This is a genomic window from Bacteroidota bacterium, from assembly GCA_037133915.1.
GTDB lineage: Bacteria > Bacteroidota > Bacteroidia > Bacteroidales > CAIWKO01 > JBAXND01.
In genome coordinates, this window is sequence record JBAXND010000014.1 from 56,571 (window position 1) to 80,930 (window position 24,360).

Here is a 24,360-nt window from a genome sequence, read left to right on the forward strand (position 1 = left end):
GTTGATTCATTATTTTTCGGGTATGGAACAATTACTTATTGCAACTGAAAATGAACAAAGAGGAGCGTATAAAAATAATTGAGAAGTCGTCGCACCAGGTAGGCCCCGGTGTGTTCTACTCTACCATTGTGGTGGTGGTTTCCTTCCTGCCTGTCTTTCTTTTGACAGGTATGGAAGGGAAACTCTTCCATCCGCTTGCTTGGACAAAAACACTTATTTTGCTTGTTGATGCAGTAGTGGCCATCACGCTGGCTCCTGTCCTGATCTCATTTTTTCTGAAAGGAAAACTGAAGCCCGAACACAAGAATCCCATAACACGGACACTTGAAAAGATCTACACGCCCATCCTGAAATTTTGTCTTATCTGGCGAAAAACGACCATCGGAGTAAATTTAATGGCACTGCTGGTGAGTATTCCGATGTTCCTAAGTCTTGGCAGTGAATTTTTTCCACCCCTTGATGAAGGCTCCATCCTTTTTATGCCGGTAACCCTGCCTGATGTTTCAAATTCGGAGATAAAAAGGATACTACAGGTTCAGGACAAGATCATCAAAAGCGTTCCTGAAGTTGATAACGTGCTTGGAAAGGCTGGCAGGGCAAGTACTGCAACAGATAATTCTCCGGTTAGCATGATCGAAACCATCATCCTGCTAAAGCCAAAATCGGAATGGCGGAAAGGAATTTCGAAGGCAGATATTGTAAATGAGCTGAATGAAAAGCTCCAAATTCCGGGCGTTGTGAACGGATGGACGCAGCCTATCATCAACCGCATAAACATGCTATCAACAGGTATTCGGACGGATGTAGGGCTAAAAGTTTACGGTCAGAATCTTGATTCTATTTATTCGCTTGCGCAGATGTTCAAAAAAGAGCTGGCAGGAATAGACGGTGTCAAGGACCTTTATGTGGAACCAATCACGGGCGGAAAATATCTCGATATAAAGATTAAACGTGATGAAATTGGTCGCTACGGACTTAGTGTTGATGATGTAAATATGATCGTGGAATCGGCCATTGGCGGAATGAACCTTACCAATACCATTGAAGGGCGGGAGCGCTTCAGCATCAGCGTGAGGCTTTCACAGGATTTCAGAAAGAGTATTGAGGACATCAAACGCATCCCGATACTCACCGAGAATTTTGGCAGTATTCCTTTATCTTCTGTTGCCGATATCATCATCTCCGATGGCCCACCGATGATCAATTCAGAGAATGCCATGCTGAGGGGTTCGGTGCTATTCAATGTCCGCGACCGCGACCTTGGCAGCACCGTAAAAGAATGCCAGGCCAAGCTTGACAAGCTGATAAAAAAAATGCCGAAAGGCTATTTCATTGAATGGAGCGGGCAGTATGAGAATCAGATCAGGGCAAACAAAACGCTGATGCTGATAATGCCATTCGTAGTGCTGATAATACTGCTTGTACTTTACTTTACATACAAATCCGTGAAAGAAGCGTTGGTGACGATGATCACTATTCCCTTCGCGCTGATAGGCGGCGTTTTCATGATCTACTTTTATGGAGTGAATTTGTCGGTTGCCGTGGCCGTTGGATTTATTGCCCTGTTCGGAATAGCCGTTGAAACGGCGATGTTGATGACTATCTACCTGAACGAGGCCATGCAAAACCTTGTAAAGCTCAAAGGCAATTCCAGCGAAACTATAACGAATGCCGATATCCGTGAATACGTGATAGCCGGTGCAGCCAAAAGGCTTCGTCCGAAAATCATGACCGTTTCGGTTGCACTGTTCGGTTTATTGCCAATATTATGGGCTACCGGTGTAGGCAGCGATGTAATGCTTCCGATTGCTCTGCCTCTCATCGGCGGGGTTCTTACGTCCACTATTTATGTATTGCTTGTTACACCCGTTGTTTTTGAAATCGTGAAGGAGCGCGAACTGAAACGAAAAGGAAGGATCGACGTTTTTGGATTGAAGGAAGGAGGCACATCATGAAAAAGGCAATCATTTTTCTTGTGACAACGTTGTTGTTTGCCCCATTGCTTTCAAGGGCACAAGTGTTGCCATTCGACAGTATCAAAGCGATAATTGAAAAACAGCATCCAGAGCTGGCAATGTATGACCTGAGGATTAAAGCCTATAATGCTTACGCGGCAGGTGCCAAAAGTTGGGAAGCACCGCAAATTGGTACCGGTCTGTACATGACGCCTTACTCGTTTGAGAAAAACATGGGTGCCTACATGATCTCTGCCCAACAAATGATTACCAACCCGGCTAAACTCAAAGCATCGTATAACTATATGCAGGGAATGGCCTCTGTAGAAGTTCAGAATAAAAGTGCTGCTAAAAATGAACTTTTCGCGCAAGCAAAAATGGCTTACACAGAATGGCTTATACTGAAAAGAAAAAAAGCTGTGTTGACGGAAAGTGAAGACCTGATGAGTTATATCATCAAGGTTTCGGAGATACGCTACCCACTGGAGCAGGAAAAGCTGGGCAATATTTATAAAGCAAAAGCAGGCCTTGCCGAAGTTCAGAGCATGGAGCTGATGGCTGACAATGATATTACACAACAACAGATAAAGCTAAATACGCTAATGAACAGGGATCGAAATATCACTTTTGATATCGACACCACTTATATTATCCATGATTATGAAATGACCCTTATCGATACGGCAACTATTGCTAAAACCCGCAGTGACTTACGTGCCATAGATCAGGAAATAAATGTGCTCACACTAAAACAACGGGCCGAATGGAGCAAGCGCATGCCCGATTTCGGCATTCGTTATGACAATATGTTTGGCTTTGGATCACAGCCCACACAATTTACGATCATGGGAATGATAACGATTCCCATCGCGCCCTGGTCATCTAAAATGTACAAGGCCAATATAGCCGGGATCAATTTTGAGATCGCATCAAGCCAGAAAGAAAAAGAAGCATTGCTGAACGATGTGAGCGGGATGATACAATCACTTCAAGCGCAAATAAAGAGCAAGAAAAAGCAGGTTGATTTATATGAAAAAAATATCATTCCCGCACTCGAAAAGAACTATAAGGTCACCATGTTGGCTTATGAACAAAACACTGAAGACCTTTTTATGGTGCTGGATGCATGGCAGGCTCTGAAAATGGCAAAGCTTGAATATCTTGATCAATTAAAGGAGTTGCTGTTGCAACAGGCAGAATTTGAAAAACTCATGGAAAATTATGAAAAATAAATTTTTCATATTACTTATTACTTTAATTACTGCTATTGTGGTATCATCATGTAATGGCCGTCATGGTGGAGATGCACAGCATTCGCACAAGACATACACCTGCTCTATGCACCCGCAGGTGATACGTTCAGAACCCGGCAACTGCCCTATTTGTGGCATGACACTGGTGGAGAAAAAGAGTGGTATGGAAGGAGACACATTGACCGGTCTGGAAACTGTACTTGGCGCTACATTTCAGAAATTTCTTTCAACACTGGATACCGTAAAGCCCGTCAAACTTGAACTTCCAGTGGCTATTAAAGCAAATGGCATCATAATCTACGATACCCGTTTCATAAATAATATCAGTTCCAGAGTAGATGGCAGGATAGATAAATTGTACGTCCGTTATTCGTTTCAGCCGGTTGTGAAGGGACAAAAACTGTTTGAAATCTACAGCCCGGAATTGATGACAGCGCAGCAAGATTTGTTGTTCCTTATCAAGAATGACAGCAAAGAATCCGACCTTATCAACTCGGCTCGTGAGAAGCTTCGTCTGTTGGGTATGAACGAAACAGAGCTGAAAGAAGTTGAGAATAGTGGTAAACCAAAAAATCTTGTTGCCATTTTCAGTAATTATTCCGGATACGTTGTTGGAAGAGATTTTTCAGGGAACATAAGCGCAACGCCTGAATCAAAAGGAATGTCAGAAAAGGGAAATAACATTAAAAGTACAGAAAGCATCAGCATTAAAGAAGGAATGTATGTTACGCAGGGCGAAACTGTTTTTAAAGTGGTGAGCAATGAAAGTGTCTGGGCATTGTTGAGTGTTAATAATTCTGATATCGCAGCAATAAAAACAGGACAGAATGCGGAAATATTTGTCGGCGGCACGGCGGCACCTGCGTATAAAGGCATTATCAACTACATTGAGGCGACCAATCCTGATAACAACAGGTTCGTGAACGTCAGGGTGTATATGAATAACACGGGTCGTCAATTTAAAATTGGTCAACTGGTCACAGCGAAAATTGAAGCAGGGAATCACACCGGATTATGGGTTCCGAAAAATGCAATCCTTAACCTCGGCAAGCAGAAGATAGCGCTTGTGAAGTCAGGAAACGTTTTTGTTCCTGCAGTTGTGACAACAGGACTCGTAAATGGTGACCGTATAGAAATTACTTCAGGAATTGATGCCGAAACAGTGATCACTTCAAATGCACAGTTTATGGCAGATAGTGAAAGTTTTATAAAGACCGTGAGCCATGAGAGGTAAACAATTCCTGCTGTATGGAATAGTGGGGCTGATGATTACAGCCTCATGCAGCCGTAAAAAGGTTACAGAGGAAGCTGTGCCCGGCATGGCCTCCGGACAGGGAATCAGTCTCAGCAAAGTTCAGATGCAGCTTGCCAATATCAAAACTGCCGTTGTAAAACTTGAGAAAATTGGTGAAGAAACTACTTTTTCAGGTAAGCTCGTGGTCGATCAGAACACTACGCAGGTGATTACATCCAAAGTGAAGGGACGGATAGACAAGCTTTATTTGAAAACTACCGGCGACATGATTAAAAAGGGAGACCTTCTCTATGATATATACAGTGAAGATCTGGTATCAGCACAGAAAGAATATATTCTGGCGCTGGAGAAACAAAAGAAACTCGGGGGTTCCGGTAATGATTATTCCCAATTCATTGAATCTGCCAAAAACAAACTATTGCTTTACGGCCTTAGCGGGAAACAGCTTGAACAGCTCAAGGCAAGTGCGAAAGTAATAAATACAATTTCAATACAGAGCGATGTTTCGGGATATATTTTGGAGGTAAACGCACGAGAAGGTGATTATGTAATGCCTGGTTCACTGATATTTCAATTAGCTGATTATTCCACGCTGTGGATAGAAGCACAGACTTATACAAGTGATATAGGTAGTATCCGTGAAAACGCAACAGTAAACTGGGTAGTTGATGCCTTTCCGGATGAAGTGATGCCCGGCAAGATATCTTTCTTGAATCCTGAACTTGAAAGAAGCTCGTCTATCAGCCTGATTCGTGTGAATATCGGCAATGCTGGCAATAAGTACAAGCCGGGTATGATGGCTGAAGTCCGGTTGAAATCAAATGAGAAAGACGCGATCGCACTACCTGTTGATGCTGTTATTGAGGAGGCAAATAGCAGCACCGTTTGGGTTCAGGATGCTGACGGAATGTTCAACGTAAGGATGGTTACCACCGGCATTCGTAATTCAGACAGGATTGAGATTATTTCAGGACTTGCGGTAGGCGAAAAGGTGGTCATTTCAGGCTCCTATCTGCTCAACAGCGAATACATACTCAAAAACGGCTCCAACCCCATGGACGGGATGAAGATGTGAGGGTTTAAATGGGCAAAACCTATTTTGAGTTTCAAAATGCAAGAATAATCATCAACCTCGACAACCTGCCCGATCCAGATGTGCTTGCCCTCGAAATCATCGAAAACCTCGAAGCAGGACTCGAAAGTTTCCGGGAAATCGCCAACGGACTGAGTAAAAAAGCTGAGTGAGTGCTGAAAATTCCGTTTTTACGCTGGCACGTGCGTGATTTTAACAGAATCTCATGACTAAGTCTGCGTTTCTGGGCCGATTTGTCCTAATAATAGTTGCAAATGGTCAACAGGATGCTGGAAAAGTTGAAACCATGCAGTGGAAGTGCCGCAATATTGCCGTTTAGTGTAAAAATGTGCCGGAGATTAACCATCCCGGAGAGGTTGTACAGAAATTTCGGCCTGCATAACCCGTTTTACTCAGCAATGGACATCCAATTTACCAGCAATTGTATAGGATTTCGTCCTTTTTGACCCATAATGATGAAACTACGGCATAATTTGTACAGGATTCGGTACAGAAATACGTCTGAAATTGTTGCAGACTTATTTAGGGAAAGCAAATGCAGAACTGGTTGAATTACTTATTTGGCGGTCATTTCAGCATGCGCCATATTCATAAGTGCCCCTGTTCAATCAAGTGTTGGGAATCTGTACAAGTGCTTGTACAGTTGTACAACTATCGGGACAGGAGCAGCCTGAACTTTCAAGAGGCCCTATTAATAGGGCGTTTTGGAGTAATTGGAAAGAAATGTGATGGCAGTGTCGCAGATCGTTCTGAAAAAATCGAAGTGAGCATGGCTTTTCTGAAACTTGCTCCTCAGGGGCAAGGTTGCGATGGCCGAAATTTGCAGAATAAGGACTGTGGCGAGCATGAAGTGGTGGCCGCGGCGCATTGTCTGGAATTTTATGGAGGGCGTTGTAGCGCTGGGATTTTTCATCTTGTTTTTGTCAGATAAGAATAGTGCATGAAATATATTTATATCCGCTTGCATTTTTACTAATTCCACATTTGGTACAGATTCAATCCTTACTTTTACAGCATGAAGCTTCTTTTAATTGAGGATGAACCGGGTTTAGCCTGTAACATACGTGATTTTCTCACAAGCGAAGGATATATTTGTCAGGTTGCTGATACGTATGATTTGGGGCTAGAAAAAGTTTCCCTGTACGAATATGATTGTGTACTTGTGGATATTACATTGCCTGGTGGCAGCGGTCTGGGTATTATTGAACGCCTAAAGCAGATTGCCCCGTCAACGGGTGTAATAATTATTTCGGCAAAGAATTCATTAACGGATAAACTGGCCGGTCTTGATCTAGGTGCCGATGATTACCTCACAAAGCCATTTCATATTGCCGAACTAAATTCTCGTGTAAAATCTGTGATTAGACGCAGGGCTTTTGACGGTAAAAAGGATGTAATTTTTGAAGAAATAAGAATTATACCCGATCAACAAGCCGTTTTTGTGTTAGGAAATGAAATAAAACTTACACGAAAAGAATACGATCTTCTACTGTTTTTCATCGTCAATAGAAATAGAGTACTCACTCGTGAATCTATTGCAGAACATTTATGGGGAGACGAGGCCGATACTGCCGACTCATTCAATTTCCTTTACTCACAGGTCAAAAACGTCCGAAAAAAAATTGTGGATGCAGGCGGTACCGATCACATCCAGACTATTTATGGCATAGGATATAAATTCGGAATTTAATGAAACTCCTGACAAAAACTGCACTTGTTTATATTGCCGCAACTCTGTTGCTTTTTTTTGCAGGGGGTGTCATTTTCTATTTTCAGCTTAAACGCCTTGCCGACGAAGAAGTCACTGAAACCCTCCGATCAGACAAAAAAAAGATTACTGAATACTACCTTTTACATGGTTCATTACCCAATAATCACGTTCTTTTTTCAGGTAAGATAGACACTACGCGAGTAGTCCCTGCAGCAGAATATATACATGACACGATGATCTACGATCAAGGGGAGGAAGAATTTCTTGAATATAAGGTGCTTGCGTTTTCGATGAAAAACAGGAACACTTCATTCAATGTGCTTCTGAGCGTTCCTTCTTTTGAATCGGAAGACTTAATTAATACTATTGGATATACTTTACTCGCTATTGCCGCAGTATTAGTGGTGATGCTGTTGGTGATTAACGGGGTGTTCTCACTGCGATTATGGAAGCCCTTTTTTAATACCCTTAATGAAATAAAGAAACTTGATTTGAATGAACGAGACACTCTTGATCTCCCTGACGTTAAAACAAAAGAGTTCAGGATGCTGAATGAAGAGATCCGCGAAATGGCAAAAAAGGCCAAAATGAACTATATACAACTACGGGCTTTTACTGAAAATGCATCTCACGAATTACAAACGCCACTAGCATCCTTACTGCTGGATAGCGAGCGGTTGCTGCAAAATGAGAACATTTCTGAAGATATGGCTTTGAGCGTTCACCGGATGTATAATACGGTCTTAAGATTAAGTAAGATCAATGAAGTTCTGCTGTTACTGGCAAAAATCAACAATGACCAGTTTCCAAAATCTTCTGTAGATATTGGATCTATAGTAAAAGAAAAGCTTGCATTTTATAAAGAACGGATTCTTTTTAAAAAACTCGATGTGAATATTGATATCAGGGAATCATTGCATATACTAATGAGTCCGGAATTAGCCGATATTTTTATCGAGAATCTTTTATCAAATGCTATTAGGCATAATATTGAGAACGGGAGCATCAGGATTAACATTAGCCTTCATGAAATTGCAATTTCAAATTCAGGGGTGCCGCTGCTTGTAAATCCGGAAACTTTGTTTGAACGCTTCAGAAAAAACGATCAGTCTTCATCATCGTCCGGACTTGGATTGGCAATTGTAAAGCAAATAGCTGATCTGTATAAGTTCTCTGCCAAGTACAGTTATTCTGAAATGGAACATAGAGTCATAGTAATGTTGTAATATTGTGTTGTCAGGGCGCCATTTTCATTATAAAAGTTACCAAAAACGATTCCGTGAAAATATTCACTAAATATCCGCTGGCATTTTCCTTGATATTTTTCATTGTAATTTGCGGGTGTAAAAAAACAAATACAAAAGGGCTGACGAATCTTAATAATAATGTGATTGCTGTTCTCGGACACCGTGGTTCGGGAATTAGTTTTGGAAGTACTTACCCTATGAATACTCTTGAAAGTATTGAGGCAGGAATAGATATAATGGGCGCTGATGGGATGGAAATAGATGCTCAGCTAACCAAAGATAAACAACTAATTCTATATCATGGACCTGAATTATCGGAAATAACATCTTACGGTGGTTTAAGCAGGAATTTCTGCTTAATGAAATTTTTGACGCTACCTACACCCGCATAGAACGCTGGGGGAACATTTCCACGACGCTTACTGCAAATCATTTTATCAATCATCCATCGCGGTATCGTTTTGATATTACAGGACATATGGATTTTCATATCGCGCAGGGCTTGTTCCTGAATCTTGTTGGAAATTTATCATACATCAAAAATCAACGTTCAATAAGCAATGTAGGGTTAACACCCGAAGAAATAATTTTGCAACACAAGGAAATTCTTACAGACTACAGTTATGGATTGCGGATTGGGATTACATACACCTTTGGCGCTATTTTTAACAATATTGTAAATCCTCGCTATGAGAGCGGAATCACCATTGATCCCGAAGTAACAGATATTTTAGGTAAATAATTACCGCTTTACGATTGAAAGCGGCTATAACCAACGATCGCCCAATGTCAATCAATTTTAAGTTTGATTTATTCCCAATTCGATACAGAATTTACTCTTATTTTTACTTCCGAACACTAGAAACTTAAAAAATGAAAAAACTGTTTATTATTCTTGCTTGTGCTGTCATCTTGGTTTCATGCGAAAAACGGAAAGAAAACAAAAACTCGTGTCCTGTTGTGCCTGCAGAGGCAGTTCCTGTTTCCGTAAATAGTGCATTTCAGGAAAAATATCCCAATGTTGTCGCTGAAAAATGGTTTAATAAGGATAACACTGGCTATTGCGTTCTGATAACATTAAATGGCCAAAAGAAATTATGCCAGTTTAACACCGATGGCTCTTTTGTGAACGAACAAACAGATATTGAACAGCAAGGTGACCATCAGGATAATAACGATAATAATTCCAGTTGCGAATGCGATACAGGCGATAAGGATTGATTCTGGCCTGCGGTATAAAGCCTGCCATTCCCAATTCACTACAGAATTGCGAAATACATTTGTACTCTAAAACTTAAAAACTTTCAAAATGAAAAAACTTTTGATTCTCGTTTTTGCAGGCATGCTTGCAAGTTGTTCGTACGGACAAAAACTCAATGAAGCCAATGTTCCGTCGAATGTAAAAATAAAGATGGTCGCATCGTTTCCGGATGCTAAATCTGTAAAATGGAGCAAAGAAGATAATAACTTCGAAGCGGAATTTACTTTGAATAAACAGGAAATGTCATGCGTGATTAGCGCTACGGCAGAATTGCTGGAAACCGAAACGGAAATGGCCGTTAAAGACCTGCCCGCTAATATTAAATCAAACATTGAGACAACCTATCCCGGCAGCAAGATCAATGAAGCCGCAAAAATTGAAAAGAAAGGTATAATCACTTATGAGGCAGAAGCGAAGATTGGCGCCGATTCCTATGATCTCATTTATGATAAGGACGGAATTTTTATTTCCAAAACAAAAAATTCTGAGGCTGATGAAGACAAAGACTGATTTTATTGTCGAACTCAAAACTATAATTTCCGCACTTTTTGTTTTCCTTGGATTATTCATCTTCTGTCAAGCCAATGCGCAACAGCCGCTTGAAACAGAAACCGGGCAACTACTGAAAGCAAAGTCTTTGGAATGGGAAAATACGTTTGAATATCAACTTTCAGGCGAAGGAAAAGAGGCGGCGTATCCAATGGCCATTGCTTATGGCATCTCTGATTATTGGGAATTATTGGTAGAGCCTGTTTTCTATACCAATATTAGTCCCAAGCACGGTAAAAGCACCACCGGTATCGGAGATGCTGAAGTGACACTTACATGGAATTTTATTCATGAAAAGAAATACTGTCCGGCCATTGCTGTTGCAGGTGAAGTGAAGATACCAACCGCGCACAACAAATTAATAGGTACAGGAATGACAGATTATACCGTTTATTTGGTCGCCAGTAAAAAGATTGGGAAATTTAACTTCCATGGAAATATCGGGTATACTTTTCTTGGAAATCCTGATACGATTAAAATTGATAACATAATTGATTATGCCTTTGCAACAGAATTTCATCTAAGCAAAAGGATTGACCTGCTTGCCGAAGTTGTCGGAAACACGAGCTCAATGTCCGAATCACCTGATAATATTAATTCTTCGCCGGAGAATGCTGCAAATATTTCACCTGAATTGGCCGGTGGAGAACTTACAGGCATGATCGGGGCGAGGTTTTATATTAAACCACAGTTTTTTATTGCGCTTGGAGTTACCTATGATAATAATAACGCCTTGTTATACCGCCCAGGGTTTACGTACATTTTCAATTATAAAAAGGAAGAATAGCAACAGGGAACCAGTCAAGAAGATATAGACAGCAGGTAATCGACCCGCCTTTCATTGCAATTGGGTGAAAGGCGGTTTTTTAAATTAATTATCTTTACATCCTGTATGATGAAAAAACTTTTGCTCATATTGTTTTATGTAACCGGGCTTTCCTGCATTGCAGCAGGACAGGCACCCATGCAAACTCTTGAATATTATTTGCAGACCGGCATAAGCAATAGCCCGTCATTAAAGGATTTTAGCAATCAACAAAGCGCACTTCACTACGATAGCCTGCTGGTTAGAATATCCCGCAAGCCGCAAATCAGTGCCAACGGAATTATGCTCGCGGCACCGGTGATTAATGGTTATGGCTATGATGAAGCAATTACGAACGGAAATACATTTTCTGCAGTTGTTGGATTTTCGCAGGAACTTCTTGTAAAAAGGACAAATCAGAATCAATACGAGAACATACATTTACTGGGTCGTTCAGTACAAAACAGCTCACAACTCACACGCCGGGAACTGAAACGTCAAATAGCCAATCAATTCATCACCGTTTGGGCATCAGGTAAAGAAGTAGCATACAATTATGAAGTGCTTGCAATGCTTCAGGAGCAGGAAAATGTTGTGAAACAACTTGCAGGGCAAGGCTTGTATAACAAGGCCGAGTATCTTGCAATGCAGATAGAGATACAAACGCAGCAGATAAATATCAAGCAGCTAAAGCTGGCATACATTCAGGGTCTTTTTGAAATGAATCGTATTTGCGGGATTACGGATACAACCGTATATTCGTTGACAGAGCCGGCGATAAATCCGGTTAAGGAAAATCCTCAGCAATTACCTTTTTTTGAACAGTTTCGGATTGACAGCCTGAAAACACAGAATGAAATGGAGATGACGCGGCTGAAATACATCCCCAAGCTTAGTTGGTATGCCGACGCCGGGCTGAATAATACCGATCCGATGCTTATTCATAAGAATTTTGGATTTAGCGCTGGATTGAATTTCTCGATGCCGCTGAATTCAGGAAAACAGAAAAATCTTGAATTGTCAAAGTTGAGCCTGATAGAAGACAGCCGTAAGACCTACAAAGAATTCTTCAGCAAGCAATACACAATGCAGGTGTCCCAGTTACGAGCGCAGATCAGCCAGTATGATTCGCTAATTGCAATGACGGAACTGCAGGTCGCGCCTTACAAAGAACTGTTAGATGCCGACCGTCTCCTGATAAATACAGGGAGCATCTCTGTGATTGATTTCATAACCGTCCTTCGGAATTTTGTGGAAGTCAGACGCAACAAGTCTTCTTTACTGACTCAACGCTTGCTGTTGTTGAATGAGCTGAGCTATTGGCTGGGCAATTGATTTTTTTATTTGTAAAAGAGAAATGTATGATGAATAAGTTTCGCCCGTATATTTTGGTTCTCGCTCTCTTTGGTATGATTGCCTCATGCAATTCACCTGTTGACAATGCCGCGGATAGTGCGACAGAGTCCATCACGCCTGTAACAGTCGCCAATGTCAATAAGGAAACCCTTGAAGAGACCGTTGACTTCAATGCTACATCTTCCTTTCTTGACAAAAGCAGTGTCAGGTCACCCATCAGCGGGTATATTAAACAGGTGTTGGTGAACCTCGGCAGCACCTTGAAAAAAGGCGATATCATGTTCTATGTTCAGACCAAAGAAGGCCTGGCACTTGAAGGAAAACAGCGCGACAGTATCGGCAATTTTGCCGGTATTATTAAAGTCAGTGCACCCGCTTACGGACAGATTACCGCTTCAAATATTCAGCAAGGCGATTATGTGCAGGAAGGGCAGGAGTTGTCAACAATATCTTCGCTGAGCAGCCTCGTCTTTATCCTTGAGGTTCCTTATGATCAGCATGCATACGTTACTTCAGGGAAACATTGCAGAATCACATTGCCCGATGGTAAAGTGATCACAGCCACCGTTGGGGCAAAGCTTTCAACAATTGAACCGCTTGCGCAGACAGAAAAATTTATCCTAAATCCTGAAGGTACGTTAAGCTTGCCGGAAAACCTTGTTGCCGTTGTTCATTTCACCAAGAATCTAAAACCCAATGCAGTCACAGTGCCGAAAGAAGCTGTATTATGTGATGAAGCCCAGACCAACTGGTGGGTCATGAAACTTATCTCCGATAGCCTCGCAGTTAAGGTTCCTGTGTCGAAAGGAATAGAAACAGACAAAAGTGTCGAAATTATAGCTCCGCTTTTCACACCGGAGGATCGTATCGTTGTAACCGGAAGCTATGGATTGTCGGATACTGCAAAAATACACATCATAAAATGAAAGACGGGAAAGGGTTTTCGGATTATAAGGTCCCGGTAATGGTCATTATGCTGCTTATTATAGCGGGTGGCATCTTCGTTTATCAGCAAATTCAAACGTCTCTTTTCCCTGAAATTACGTTTCCAAAGATTAAGATTATTGCTGACTGCGGATTACAGCCTGCCGACAAAATGATGATTACCGTTACAAAGCCCCTTGAGAATGCCATAAAGCAAGTACCGAACCTGAAAACCGTTCGAAGTATTACCAGCCGCGGAAGCTGCGAAATATCTGCCTTCTTCAACTGGAATTCCGATATCAATCTTTGCCAGCAATTGATGGAGTCACGAATTGCCGAGATCAAAAATGATTTGCCCGACGGCACACAGCTTACTGTTGAGCAGATGAATCCTTCTATTCTGCTCATCATGGGATTTAAGTTGGAAAGCAATTCAAAGGATTCCATTGCACTGAATCTAATAGCAAACAATATCATCAAGCCATATATTTCTCAGGTGAATGGTGTATCGGCAGTACGCATTCTCGGCGGGAAGAACAAAGAGTATTATGTTACACTCGACCAGAATAAAATGAGCTCTTTTTCCATCACTCCGCAGATGGTGCAGGAAGCTATTGGGCGGGCGAATTTTATCTCCTCAAATGGTTTTGTGAGCGATTATCACCGCATGTATCTTGCCCTTACCGATGCCGTTTTTGATAATAAAGAGGATATTGAAAATTGTGTACTGCGCAGCGATGGCAAGCGTGTGATTAAAGTAAAAGATATAGCGAGTGTTGGTGTGGGAGTACGGCCGGAATATGTTAAGATCAATGCAGACGGCAAGGAATCTCTGCTGATTGGAATTGTGAAACAGCCCAACGCCAACCTGCTCACAGTATCAGAAGATCTGGAAAAGAAAGTTACCGAGCTGAAAACCATCCTGCCAAAGGGTGTCGTTATACAACCCTATTATGTGCAGGCTGATTTTGTGAAAGGCGCGATGCGGAGCGTTACCGATAGCTTATGGATCGGACTTTTACTTGCATTATTTGTCGTTTTCCTTTACCTGCGTTCCGTTAAGGCGGGACTAACCATTTTGTTTACTATCCCGGTAACACTTGGATTGACGCTGATTGTCCTTTACGCCTGTGGCTACACGATTAACATCATGACTCTGGGCGCTATTGCCGCATCCATCGGTCTGATAATTGATGATGCTATTGTGCTTGTTGAACAATTTCATCGAACGCATGAACTGCATCCTGCGGAAAAAAGCAGTTGGCTGGTGTCAACGTCTATCAAACAATTATTCCCGTCCATGCTTGGATCGTCCATCAGCACGATTGTAATATTTATTCCATTCTTTTTGATGAGTGGTGTGGCCGGCGCTTATTTCAAGGTGCTTACTACGACCATGATCATCACACTGGTTTGTTCGTTCTTTGTTACATGGATTGGCCTTAGATATTTTTATGTTTTCCTGCATCGTGATAAGACAAGAATAACAGAGTCAATACCTGCAGTGATACGTCCGAAAAAATGGATATCCTATTTTTCACGTAATCCAGTTTGGAGTATCATTTTTATTGTGCTTCTACTGGCTTCATCTGCCTTGTTATTTACGAAACTTGAAAAAGGTTTTCTTCCCGAAATGGATGAAGGTTCCATTGTGCTGGATTATGTTTCACCACCGGGAACATCGCTGGAAGAAACCGACCGTATGCTGAAGGAAGTTGAGAAGATTATTGCCAAAATACCGGAAGTGGAAAGCTACTCGCGACGAACCGGAACACAGATGGGGTTTTTTATTACGGAACCCAACACAGGCGATTATCTGATACAATTAAAAACTCAGAGAAGCCGCACTACAGAAGAAGTCACAAGCGAACTTCGTCAGCGCATTGAAGCCACGCAGCCGGCATTGCGTGTGGATTTTGGGCAAGTGATAGGCGATATGCTGGGCGACCTGATGGCTTCGGTACAGCCTGTCGAGATTAAAATTTTCGGTGATGATCATGAAAAATTAAAGGAAATTGCCGGTCAAGTCTCGGCTGTTGTTGAAGCAACGCCCGGCACAGCCGATGTATTCGATGGCATAACCGTTGTTGGCCCGGCTATAAATGTGCAGCCCGATCAGTCAAAACTGGCACTGTACCAGATCTCGCCGGCCGATTTTCAGAGTCAGGTAAAATTACAGCTCGAAGGTTTGGAATGTGGCAGCATTCCGGAAAAAGAACAGCTAACTGCAATCCGGCTTCTGTATCCCGGAACATTTAAATTGCCCATTAGTAAGCTATCCGGACAAAATATATTTCTTCCAACTGGAAAACTTTTGCCAATGTCGTCAGTGGCCGATATTCATATTGACGAAGGTGACGTAGAGATAGAACGCGAAAATCTTCAGACAATGGTGGCCGTTACCGGACGTCTTGAGAACCGTGATCTGGGCGGCGTAATGAAAGATATTCAAACTAATGTCAAGCATAAGGTTAATACGCCTAAGGGTTACCATATTGATTATGGGGGCGCTTATGCCGAACAGCAGCAATCATTCAAGGAGCTGCTTATGATTCTTTTTCTTGCAAGTTCATTGGTCTTTTTGCTGATACTGATTCTTTTCAAAGATTTAAAAGCATCGCTGCTCATTTTATTTATTTCTGTAATTGGCGCCGGGGGAAGTGTACTGGCACTTTTCCTGACAGGCACGCCGCTTAATGTGGGCAGCTATACCGGCCTGATTATGATTGTGGGAATAGTTGGCGAAAATGCTATTTTCACGTTTAGGCAATTCACGCAATGTCGGCTGGATATGGACATCAGAACAGCCATTAATACGGCTGTTTCTTTGCGTTTACGCCCGAACCTGATGACAGCCTTCGGAGCTATTATTGCCTTAATGCCGCTGGCACTGGGCATAGGAACAGGTTCGCAGTTACATCAACCACTTGCAACGGCTGTTATCGGAGGGTTTCTTGTCGCTATTCCTCTGCTGACGGTTGTTTTACCTTCGTTAATGATGCTGTTTTACTGGGAGAAGGATATAGTCTAAAGAAAATTATTTATAGTATTCATAACGGAATTTTCTTTCTGTTTCAACCGTATTGGAAGTATAATTGAAACGAATTATTGGACTTATTTTTATAATCAATATGGTAATTTTGATTTGATTACCATGAGTTGGACGTTTCTTTTGAAGCATTTTATCATTTCTTGGTTTACCCCTCCGCATAAAGGATAAATAAACATCTGCCGAGGATAAGGGTAAGGCGGTTGCATTTTATTCGTAAGGTTTGCTACGTGTCATTTTTTATTGTCTAATCCCTTTTTCAGTTCTATACCCTTTTGTGTAAGCCGGTATTTCTGTTTTATGCTTTTAGGCGTTTCGGGTAAGGTCATTTCAACATAACCGGCTTCTATTGCAGGGTAGAGATAATTATCGCGAAAATTTCCTGAGTGTCGTAAGTCAAGTAACTCCATTAATTCCGTGCGGCTTTTATTCTTTGATAGTACCATAATAAGCCTTATAACCAACTCATCAACATGGTCGGTAACATGGTCGGTAACATAGTCGGTAACATGGTCGGTGGCTTGTTCGGCAGGTCTCCAGATAATAACTTTAAAACCTTCTGATAAATCAAATACAGGCTCCTTTAATCCAGCTTCTTTTGTTAATCTGTAAATCTCTCCGGTTCCAGTTCCGAAACGTTCAATATAGCCTGCCTGATACATCGGCTCGGCTAAGCGCGGATTCGTTGGATAGGAGGAATGATCTGCCTTTAATTGGGAGATGCTTAATTCAGGTGCCAGACGACCGGGGTTAGATATTTCAAGGCGATTGGCAAACAGCATCACCTGAACACTGCCATTGCTCGTATAATCACGATGAGCCACAGCATTGACTATTGCCTCGGCAATAACAGCCTTCGGTATTTCATATTGTATGGGTGCCTGAGTGCTTATATCCCTTATTCCAACAGAGACGCTTATTTTGGACAAAATAAAGTCAACCGCCTGATCAACCTGCTCAAATACGTCTCCCTGAAATACCTTGTGGTCGGGAATGGGTTTTTCTACAATCAGACCATGATAGTGTGCACATTTCGTAACCGCCGTGGGGAAAAACTGTTGTGGCTCTTTTCCAAATGCAAGCAAGGCACTGTTGCAGACTTTCTTCCCTTGGAGCAGATGAAGATGCGACAACACTTTCTCAATAGCAGTTCCCTGCCTTAATGGAAATCCCCTTTTCGCTCTGGCGATGCCGATGAAATTGTCAACCTTTGCCACATTCAAATTTATGATTTTGGCCGTGGGATGCACTGATTCATCGAAAGACGTCAATTGAACAAGACCTTTATCTTTTAACAAAGTGACACAGGCATAATTCACCTCCTGAATCAATTCTTCGATTTTCCAGAATCGCTTATACGAAAGTGTGTCTTGAATTTTACTTATAAGCTCACTCTCTTTGGGATGGCGGAAGATTCCTGTATCTCCTTTAATAAACGCTAGGCAGTCCAGATGAAGTGCTCTTGCCTGTGTATATTCCTGCTCAGTAGGGGAAATGCCATTTTTGTCCTCGAAGCCGTAATCTTGTCCTAAGAGAATCAGATATACCTGCGATTGTTTGACTTCATCAATATAAACTTTATTCGGAGCTTGACTGCTTGCCGGAAGCTTTTCAAATATTACAGGTTCAAAAAAACTATTTAAGAGGGCATCCGTTTTAAAATGCTCAAAAAGTTGCTTGCGTTCTTTGGCAAATTCCTTCTGCACGCTGCTTATAAATACTTTTAACTTCTGCATAGACAACTTTTAATATCCGTGTTCCGGATGATAAAGATACATTTAATTATTTTCGATTCTCCAACTGCCCCCATGTTCTATCCATTTCCTTTTGCTTGAAATCTTCGGCAATTTTCACATAACGGTTGAAATTTTTATCCCGCTTATGGCCGGAAATACCTCGTGCTGCCATGTAATTCATCCCAAGTAATATACTATTGGTAAGAAAGGTCTTTCGGGCTGTGTGTGTTGTTATAAGCTCATACTTGGGAAAAGTAAGCACTTCCGTTTTTCCACCAAAGAAACGGGTAATTGAGATGGGGTCGTTTATCTCTGCTTTTTTGCAGCACTCTTTGATATAATCGTTCAGCTTCTGGCTGGAAATTACCGGGAGTGGCCGGTCACCTCCATCATCGTATTTTTTCAGAATTTCCTCAGAAAACTGGTTCAGTGGAATGATCTCGCTCACTTTAGTTTTACGGATTGTTTTATGGATACTGCCTTCTTTGATATGCTCCCGGCGGAGCTCTTGTATATCAGAAACCCTCAAACCAGTAAAACAGCCAAAGCAATAAAGGTCGCGAGCCTTCTCATGTTTTTTATTGGGAAACTTAAAACGATATAGCGTCATTAATTCTTCAATGGTCAGAAAAATGATATCTTTCTCCCGTTCCGGTGCGGAGAACTTGAAATAATGGTCGCTGACTTTCGCATCCCTGTCTTTCGCCCATGTTAGGAAAGACTTCAGCACATTAATAATCTTTGCAAGGTAATTGTCCTGTATGCGACGTTTGAGAAAAGCATATTTCTTAAGGCTGTCATAAAAGTTCATGTCAATTGCGTTGAGGTCGATATTGTAGTGTGTATCTTCCTCAAATGCTTTCAGGAAATTCTTAACGGTTATATAACCTGTAATTGTTCTGGGTGCCTTCTGAGGCCTGCCGGATTCAATATAATCATCCATCCATTCAAAAAAGCCCTTCCTTATTTTACGGGTATGTTTGTTCACTAAACAATTCTTGAAGTATGCTTCACTCAATGTCAGGTTATTTTCCAATGCTTCCTGAATGGCTTTTTCGACTTTGTTCCGGTATGTCCGAATCATTTCATTGATGAATACGTGATTGTTTTCTGGTTCACGCTGGGTTGGAGGCCTTACTAATTGCTTATTGGCATTCCAGAATTTAGGATGAATCATACATTTTGTAAAAATTATCGTACGCTGCATATCGAAAGTAATTCGCATTACAATCGACTTTTCACCTAATTTATTTTGTTTTCCGGATTTAAGATAGAAGTTAATATTTGCCATTTGTGTTGAGTTTTGAGAGGTCAAAGATAATAAAAAGTGGGTACCCAAATTGGGTACCCAAATTTATGCAAAAATAAGAACAAACATAACAAAACTAAATAAATCTATATTTTATAATGTGTTGATAAACAGCATTATTAATAAACAATAATTAATCCTGATTAAAATATATGAAGTCCCGCTCCGGGTACGATTATCCTTCTGAAAGCCCCTGTTTATGGGGCTTTTGTTTTTTTGGGGTAAGAATAAGGGTAAGAATAAAGAAATGCACCTTTTGCAGCCCATTATTGACAAGGTTTTTATGCGCTGCCCACTTTCCGGAAAATCAACAATTTTGCATACCCAAGTTCCGGTCAATTCTTTCGCTCGCCTTAGATAATAAAGGATATTTCGTGATTTCGCGTTTGAGGGCATGGCAAGTTACTATTTTTTATCATATTGAAATCTATTCGTGCATTTAATCGCATTTTCAATGACATTACTTGATGGGGAGCATGTATTCACCTGAGCATGCATTACACAAATACTAACAACAATAAGTTTCGATTGGCTTCAGCATTTCATTCTAACTTTAGTAAGAATGCTTCTATTGTTAACAAGTTGAAAAAAATAATTTATTTTATGTATGTTTGCGGCACAAGCAGTGAGTTATGGTTTCGACTAAACACGACAAAACAAACCAGTTTCTCCGGGAAATGCAAAAAAATTTGCAATCTGCGGAACTGTTTGTATACCCTGAGCCGCTAATTAAAGCGCTGAATGCTTTGACAGAGTTTATTGAAAAAGAAATATTAATTCAAGAGATAATTTTACTAAAACGCCTTGAGATTTCTGAAGCAGAATCTCTGTCAAACGCTATTTTTGGTAAAATAAATCAGCACATCATAGATGGCCTCACGTTCAATACACAAAGAACAAATATCATAATAAATGAATCAGGATTTCGGGCAAGCATCCCAATATATTTAATAGGAGAACCGCCACCCCAAAAAACTGAAAGGATTACCCCCTCCTGCACGATCGTTTATGTAAATGAACCTATTTCCAATGCTGAATCATTTATGCTTGAATTAAGCAGGTTCATAGATAATGCTCCTTTTTTATTTCTAATTACCAGCAACGGGATCACAGTAGAGAAAAAAGTAAGTCTGGGGTTAAAAAACCTGGGGATCTTCGTATTTATCAAAGATATTGGAGACGTCACAGATGAAAACCGATCAGTATTTGCTCATTTTTTGGATAATGATGCACTGCAAACTAATCTGACAGATTTGTCTGCAATATGCTCTTTGAATAATATCAGTTCCTACCTGGGAATGTATATCGAACAGGATATTGCCGAGATCCAGACAAAAAAAATGTCTCTTCAACAGCAAATAGGGATATCCCAAAAGCAAAATGAGGACCGTAACATTCAGAGCGATATAATTCAGAATGTCAAAAACCAAACCCAACTTGTATTTAATGATTTTGAAAAAGGAGTTAAAAGGCATCTTGATGAAAATTTTCGCACTAAAACAGGGCGGTTGTGGTATGCGACAGAAACTTCATTAGACGAGCTTGCGGCACTGGATTCGGAAAAAAAAGCTAAACGACATGAGTTCGTCATCCCTCCATTATTTGAAAATAATTTCCTGAATAATTTATATCAGCATCTGAACGATCACTGTGCCAAGGATATATCTTCAATGAGCGACATGTATGATTCGTTCAGCTTAAAAATGGAGGAAGACTTAGGCAAATCAAATATTGCAGTTGTACCATATTATTTCAAGCATCTTACTGATGATTCTTACCGGAAAATACTTGATAGCACGGTCCGCATTGATCGCCCGTATAAAAGCGAATTAAGGCGTATGGGGGGATACGAATATTTCATGGCAATTAGAAGGTATCAAATGATATTTTTTATGATGTTCTCTACTTTTGGACTGTCATTTATCCGTGGGATGCTCGAAATAATGATACCACTGACCATCATTTTACTGGTTATAGGTGGATACTTTGTTTTCAAAACGGTAAAAAAAGAAAAGGATGAAATGGCAGTAAAAGAATTAGACAAAGCCAAAGAATCACTTCTGAACGAAACCAAGCGGATGTTTTCGGATGTCCAGCGCGAATGGCCTTCAGTGATAACCGAACATCAGCGAGAACAAATGCAGGCGTATATTGCCCATATCGAAAGGCATGTGAAGGGGGTGCTCTCAAAACGCCTTTCCGATCAGGGCGACAAAAAACAGCTACTCAATAAACAGATACAGGGTATTGACGTTAAAGAAAAAAAACTCGCGGCTGCACAGATAAGTAATAACCAATTGCAGCACCATATTGTGCAATATGAAAAAGAGCTTAGGCAGCAAATCAAAACAATTGCCGATGCGATTACACCAGTGTAAATAATCCCTGTTAATTGTTCAACAAAAATTATGAAAGTAGGAATTGATTTAGGAACAACATTTTCGTTGATCACCCGAATGGGTAGTGGCGGCAGTGTAATTTATATACCGGATATCACCTACAGGCAGAATTTGTTTACGCCATCAATCGTAAATTTCAACAATGAAACGGCACTGGTAGGGCTTTTTGCCGAATCCTATCTTGAGCAAAATCCCGACCATCCTGCGATCCGATTTTTTAAAAGAAATTTCGGTGAACAAAAACCGCTATTTTACGACAGCAAAGGAACACCGTGGTACCCTGACACTATCGGCGCGCTTGTGTTGAAAAAGCTAAAGGCGGATGCTGAAGGATATGCATCAGAAATGCTTGATGGTGCCGTAATTACTATACCTGCTCATTTTTCGGATCCGCAACGCAAATCAGTGCTCAACGCGGCGTTTATGGCAGGAATTCCCGTACTAGGTCTCGTTGAAGAACCTGTAGCGGCCGCCCTGCATTACGGTATCACCGAAAACACGATGGATAAACTGATTCTGGTGTATGACCTTGGGGGCGGAACTTTTGACGTTACGTTACTAAGCATGAATGAAAAAGGTGTTTTTGTACTGGCCAAGGACGGCCTGACTGAGCTCGGCGGTAAAGAATTTGACGAGCGTATCGGCGAGATTATCTTGAAACAATACTGGCATCATTATGGTAAAGAAACAGAACCCGATGCAAAATTTTTACTTAACCTGCGCAAGGTTTCCGAACAAATAAAAATAGAGCTGGGAATGCCTGGGACACGTTTTGTAAAAAAAATGTGCCTGCTCGGGAACAAGCCTTTTGAGGCTTATGTGACCGCTGACGAATTTGAAAAAGCGATTGCACCACATGTTGAAAATACAGTGGAAGTATTGCTCCGCTGCATAAAAAGTGCAAGCATTGGGACAGAAGATATTGATTCGGTAATTATGGTCGGAGGCTCATCCATGGTGCCGTTGATAAAAAATAGGATACATCAGATCTTCCATAAGGACACCCAAAAAGTACTGTTTCATAATCCAATGAAAGCGGTTGCCGCAGGCGCGGCCATGCATGTTTGTCAGCTCGACGGCGATGCTGCAAAATATAATATTCCCCCGGAACTTAAGGGTGTTTGCGGATATAATACAGGCATCCGAAGCATCGACTCTGCGACTGGAAGAGTAAAAATAGATACACTAATCAGCAAAAATACACCCTTACCGGTAACGGTATGCAAAACGTATTATACAACGCATCCCCTGCAGGAAAAAATGCTGCTTGACTTTGTTCAATACATTGACAAAACGACCGCCCCTATAAGCCTTGGCAATATGGTCATCTTACTTAACCGCGGTACAGAGCGGAATTATCCTATTGAAGTTACTATAGAAAATACTATTAACGGGACTGTTAATGTGAAAGCATTTGACCCGCAAACGGGGCAACAATTGAATCAGACCTTCGGGATGCATGGAGCTGAAAGCAATTACCTTTACACGCAAAAAGCGTTAGTCAACAATATTACAATAAATTGTTTAGTATGACCAGAGAAGAAGCGCTCGAATTATTCGACTTATCGAATGAAGCTAGCAACGATGATATTTTGGAAAAATATCGCGAAATGTATTCCGATTTTATGTTAAGGCTTACAAATGCGCCAACACCCAATCTTAAAAAGATCTACAATCAGAACATCCAGAAACTTGAAGACGCTTTTAGGGTACTCTGCCCTGATGCGGAGGTTGACCAAACGCAGTTTTTACCAACCGACAAGCCGTTGATAGGGACTTCACCTTCAAATATAAATATTAATATCTCAAATAAGGTTGAAAGCAAAAAAGATGATAAAAAACCGCAGAATAAACCCCTAAAGAGCAAGGGGCTGCCTGTGATGTTTTTATTAGGATCTGTCATATTTTTTGCCGTTGGATTGTCATTTTTTATCATGTTTATGAAGCGCGATAAAGTAATGAAAGGACAGGAAACAATCATCTCAAAACTTCGCGCTGATTCCACGCAGTTGCATTCTTCATTTGCTCCATTTATGAAGAATGGCAAATTAAAGATCGCTAACAAATCGGAATATCAGTTTACGATTACACGCATGTCAGTGCTATTTTTGGATGAAAATAAACAATTAAAGCATCTTGCCTTTTTCTGGAAATATCCATTGGACCCGGGCAAGACAACTCCGGTGCTTGAGTATTATGGAAAAGACGTACGAGGAAATAGCATAAGCTGGGATGGCAGTGTGCTTTTTTATGCTTTTTATATAACAACACCCGGCGGCGGGTATGGCTACATTGACGGTATCTGGACCACTGAACAAAAAGATGGGGATATCATTTTGAAACAGGAATAAATTAATATGCCAAAGTTGGACGCAGCGAGATTGCAAAATTGTAATCTGTGCATTACTAATTATCTCAAATAGCGTATTGACCTTAGCTAAACATCGTAATGATTTTG

At 41.0% G+C, this 24,360-nt stretch carries 21 protein-coding genes; 18 read left to right on the forward strand and 3 right to left on the reverse strand.

Annotated elements, in window-relative coordinates; genetic code table 11:
* Positions 1 to 50 precede the first annotated feature (50 nt).
* From WCM76_06660 to WCM76_06680, 5 genes are read left to right on the forward strand one after another with little or no spacing between them, the layout of a single operon-like run.
* Complete coding sequence (locus WCM76_06660) at positions 51 to 1,955, forward strand: efflux RND transporter permease subunit (GenBank protein MEI6765305.1); 1,905 nt, start codon at positions 51 to 53, stop codon at positions 1,953 to 1,955.
* Positions 1,952 to 3,187, forward strand: coding sequence for a TolC family protein (locus WCM76_06665; protein MEI6765306.1), 1,236 nt, complete (start codon positions 1,952 to 1,954; stop codon positions 3,185 to 3,187). The genes WCM76_06660 and WCM76_06665 overlap by 4 nt, the downstream gene beginning before the upstream one ends.
* Entirely contained in the window at positions 3,177 to 4,442 is a 1,266-nt protein-coding gene (locus tag WCM76_06670) for an HlyD family efflux transporter periplasmic adaptor subunit (protein MEI6765307.1), read from the forward strand. The genes WCM76_06665 and WCM76_06670 overlap by 11 nt, the downstream gene beginning before the upstream one ends.
* Entirely contained in the window at positions 4,432 to 5,538 is a 1,107-nt protein-coding gene (locus WCM76_06675) for an efflux RND transporter periplasmic adaptor subunit (GenBank protein MEI6765308.1), read from the forward strand. Before WCM76_06670 ends, WCM76_06675 begins: the two co-directional genes overlap by 11 nt.
* Before the next feature lie 8 nt (positions 5,539 to 5,546).
* Positions 5,547 to 5,708, forward strand: a complete 162-nt coding sequence (locus WCM76_06680) for a hypothetical protein (GenBank protein ID MEI6765309.1) — start codon at positions 5,547 to 5,549, stop codon at positions 5,706 to 5,708.
* Positions 5,709 to 6,247: 539 nt separating this feature from the next.
* Here WCM76_06680 and WCM76_06685 read toward each other — a convergent pair.
* Positions 6,248 to 6,469, reverse strand: a complete 222-nt coding sequence (locus WCM76_06685) for a hypothetical protein (protein ID MEI6765310.1) — start codon at positions 6,467 to 6,469, stop codon at positions 6,248 to 6,250.
* A 102-nt stretch (positions 6,470 to 6,571) separates the two neighbouring features.
* Between WCM76_06685 and WCM76_06690 the strand changes: the two genes are divergently transcribed.
* The 10 genes from WCM76_06690 to WCM76_06735 all read left to right on the forward strand — a co-directional run bounded on the left by WCM76_06690 (position 6,572) and on the right by WCM76_06735 (position 16,440).
* Positions 6,572 to 7,246 carry a response regulator transcription factor gene (locus tag WCM76_06690; protein ID MEI6765311.1) on the forward strand — a complete coding sequence of 225 codons (675 nt, stop codon included), beginning with the start codon at positions 6,572 to 6,574 and terminating at the stop codon, positions 7,244 to 7,246.
* Positions 7,246 to 8,493, forward strand: coding sequence for an ATP-binding protein (locus tag WCM76_06695; protein MEI6765312.1), 1,248 nt, complete (start codon positions 7,246 to 7,248; stop codon positions 8,491 to 8,493). Before WCM76_06690 ends, WCM76_06695 begins: the two co-directional genes overlap by 1 nt.
* A gap of 53 nt (positions 8,494 to 8,546) precedes the next feature.
* Complete coding sequence (locus WCM76_06700; GenBank protein ID MEI6765313.1) at positions 8,547 to 8,906, forward strand: glycerophosphodiester phosphodiesterase family protein; 360 nt, start codon at positions 8,547 to 8,549, stop codon at positions 8,904 to 8,906.
* An 86-nt stretch (positions 8,907 to 8,992) separates the two neighbouring features.
* Complete coding sequence (locus WCM76_06705) at positions 8,993 to 9,256, forward strand: hypothetical protein (GenBank protein ID MEI6765314.1); 264 nt, start codon at positions 8,993 to 8,995, stop codon at positions 9,254 to 9,256.
* A gap of 131 nt (positions 9,257 to 9,387) precedes the next feature.
* Positions 9,388 to 9,735, forward strand: a complete 348-nt coding sequence (locus WCM76_06710; GenBank protein MEI6765315.1) for a hypothetical protein — start codon at positions 9,388 to 9,390, stop codon at positions 9,733 to 9,735.
* Between the two features lie 88 nt (positions 9,736 to 9,823).
* Positions 9,824 to 10,285 (forward strand): PepSY-like domain-containing protein, encoded by a 462-nt coding sequence (locus WCM76_06715; GenBank protein ID MEI6765316.1) that lies wholly within the window; start codon positions 9,824 to 9,826, stop codon positions 10,283 to 10,285.
* On the forward strand, positions 10,269 to 11,111 hold the full coding sequence (locus WCM76_06720) for a transporter (protein ID MEI6765317.1): 843 nt from the start codon (positions 10,269 to 10,271) through the stop codon (positions 11,109 to 11,111). Before WCM76_06715 ends, WCM76_06720 begins: the two co-directional genes overlap by 17 nt.
* 105 nt (positions 11,112 to 11,216) lie before the next feature.
* On the forward strand, positions 11,217 to 12,464 hold the full coding sequence (locus WCM76_06725; protein MEI6765318.1) for a TolC family protein: 1,248 nt from the start codon (positions 11,217 to 11,219) through the stop codon (positions 12,462 to 12,464).
* 26 nt (positions 12,465 to 12,490) lie between these two features.
* Positions 12,491 to 13,411 (forward strand): efflux RND transporter periplasmic adaptor subunit, encoded by a 921-nt coding sequence (locus WCM76_06730; GenBank protein ID MEI6765319.1) that lies wholly within the window; start codon positions 12,491 to 12,493, stop codon positions 13,409 to 13,411.
* The gene (locus WCM76_06735) at positions 13,408 to 16,440 is read left to right on the forward strand and encodes an efflux RND transporter permease subunit (GenBank protein ID MEI6765320.1); all 3,033 of its coding nucleotides are present in this window, start codon (positions 13,408 to 13,410) and stop codon (positions 16,438 to 16,440) included. The genes WCM76_06730 and WCM76_06735 overlap by 4 nt, the downstream gene beginning before the upstream one ends.
* A 251-nt stretch (positions 16,441 to 16,691) precedes the next feature.
* Here the strand turns inward: WCM76_06735 and WCM76_06740 are convergent, their stop codons facing one another.
* Positions 16,692 to 18,194, reverse strand: coding sequence for a DUF4062 domain-containing protein (locus tag WCM76_06740; protein MEI6765321.1), 1,503 nt, complete (start codon positions 18,192 to 18,194; stop codon positions 16,692 to 16,694).
* Between the two features lie 46 nt (positions 18,195 to 18,240).
* Complete coding sequence (locus tag WCM76_06745) at positions 18,241 to 19,485, reverse strand: tyrosine-type recombinase/integrase (GenBank protein MEI6765322.1); 1,245 nt, start codon at positions 19,483 to 19,485, stop codon at positions 18,241 to 18,243.
* A 695-nt stretch (positions 19,486 to 20,180) separates the two neighbouring features.
* On the opposite strand from WCM76_06745, the gene WCM76_06750 reads away from it, so the two are divergent.
* From WCM76_06750 to WCM76_06760, 3 genes are read left to right on the forward strand one after another with little or no spacing between them, the layout of a single operon-like run.
* Positions 20,181 to 21,881: a hypothetical protein gene (locus WCM76_06750; GenBank protein MEI6765323.1), complete on the forward strand. Its 1,701-nt coding sequence runs from the start codon at positions 20,181 to 20,183 to the stop codon at positions 21,879 to 21,881.
* A gap of 30 nt (positions 21,882 to 21,911) precedes the next feature.
* The gene (locus WCM76_06755) at positions 21,912 to 23,435 is read left to right on the forward strand and encodes an Hsp70 family protein (protein ID MEI6765324.1); all 1,524 of its coding nucleotides are present in this window, start codon (positions 21,912 to 21,914) and stop codon (positions 23,433 to 23,435) included.
* Positions 23,432 to 24,253 carry a hypothetical protein gene (locus WCM76_06760; protein ID MEI6765325.1) on the forward strand — a complete coding sequence of 274 codons (822 nt, stop codon included), beginning with the start codon at positions 23,432 to 23,434 and terminating at the stop codon, positions 24,251 to 24,253. The genes WCM76_06755 and WCM76_06760 overlap by 4 nt, the downstream gene beginning before the upstream one ends.
* The last annotated feature ends 107 nt before the right edge of the window (positions 24,254 to 24,360 follow it).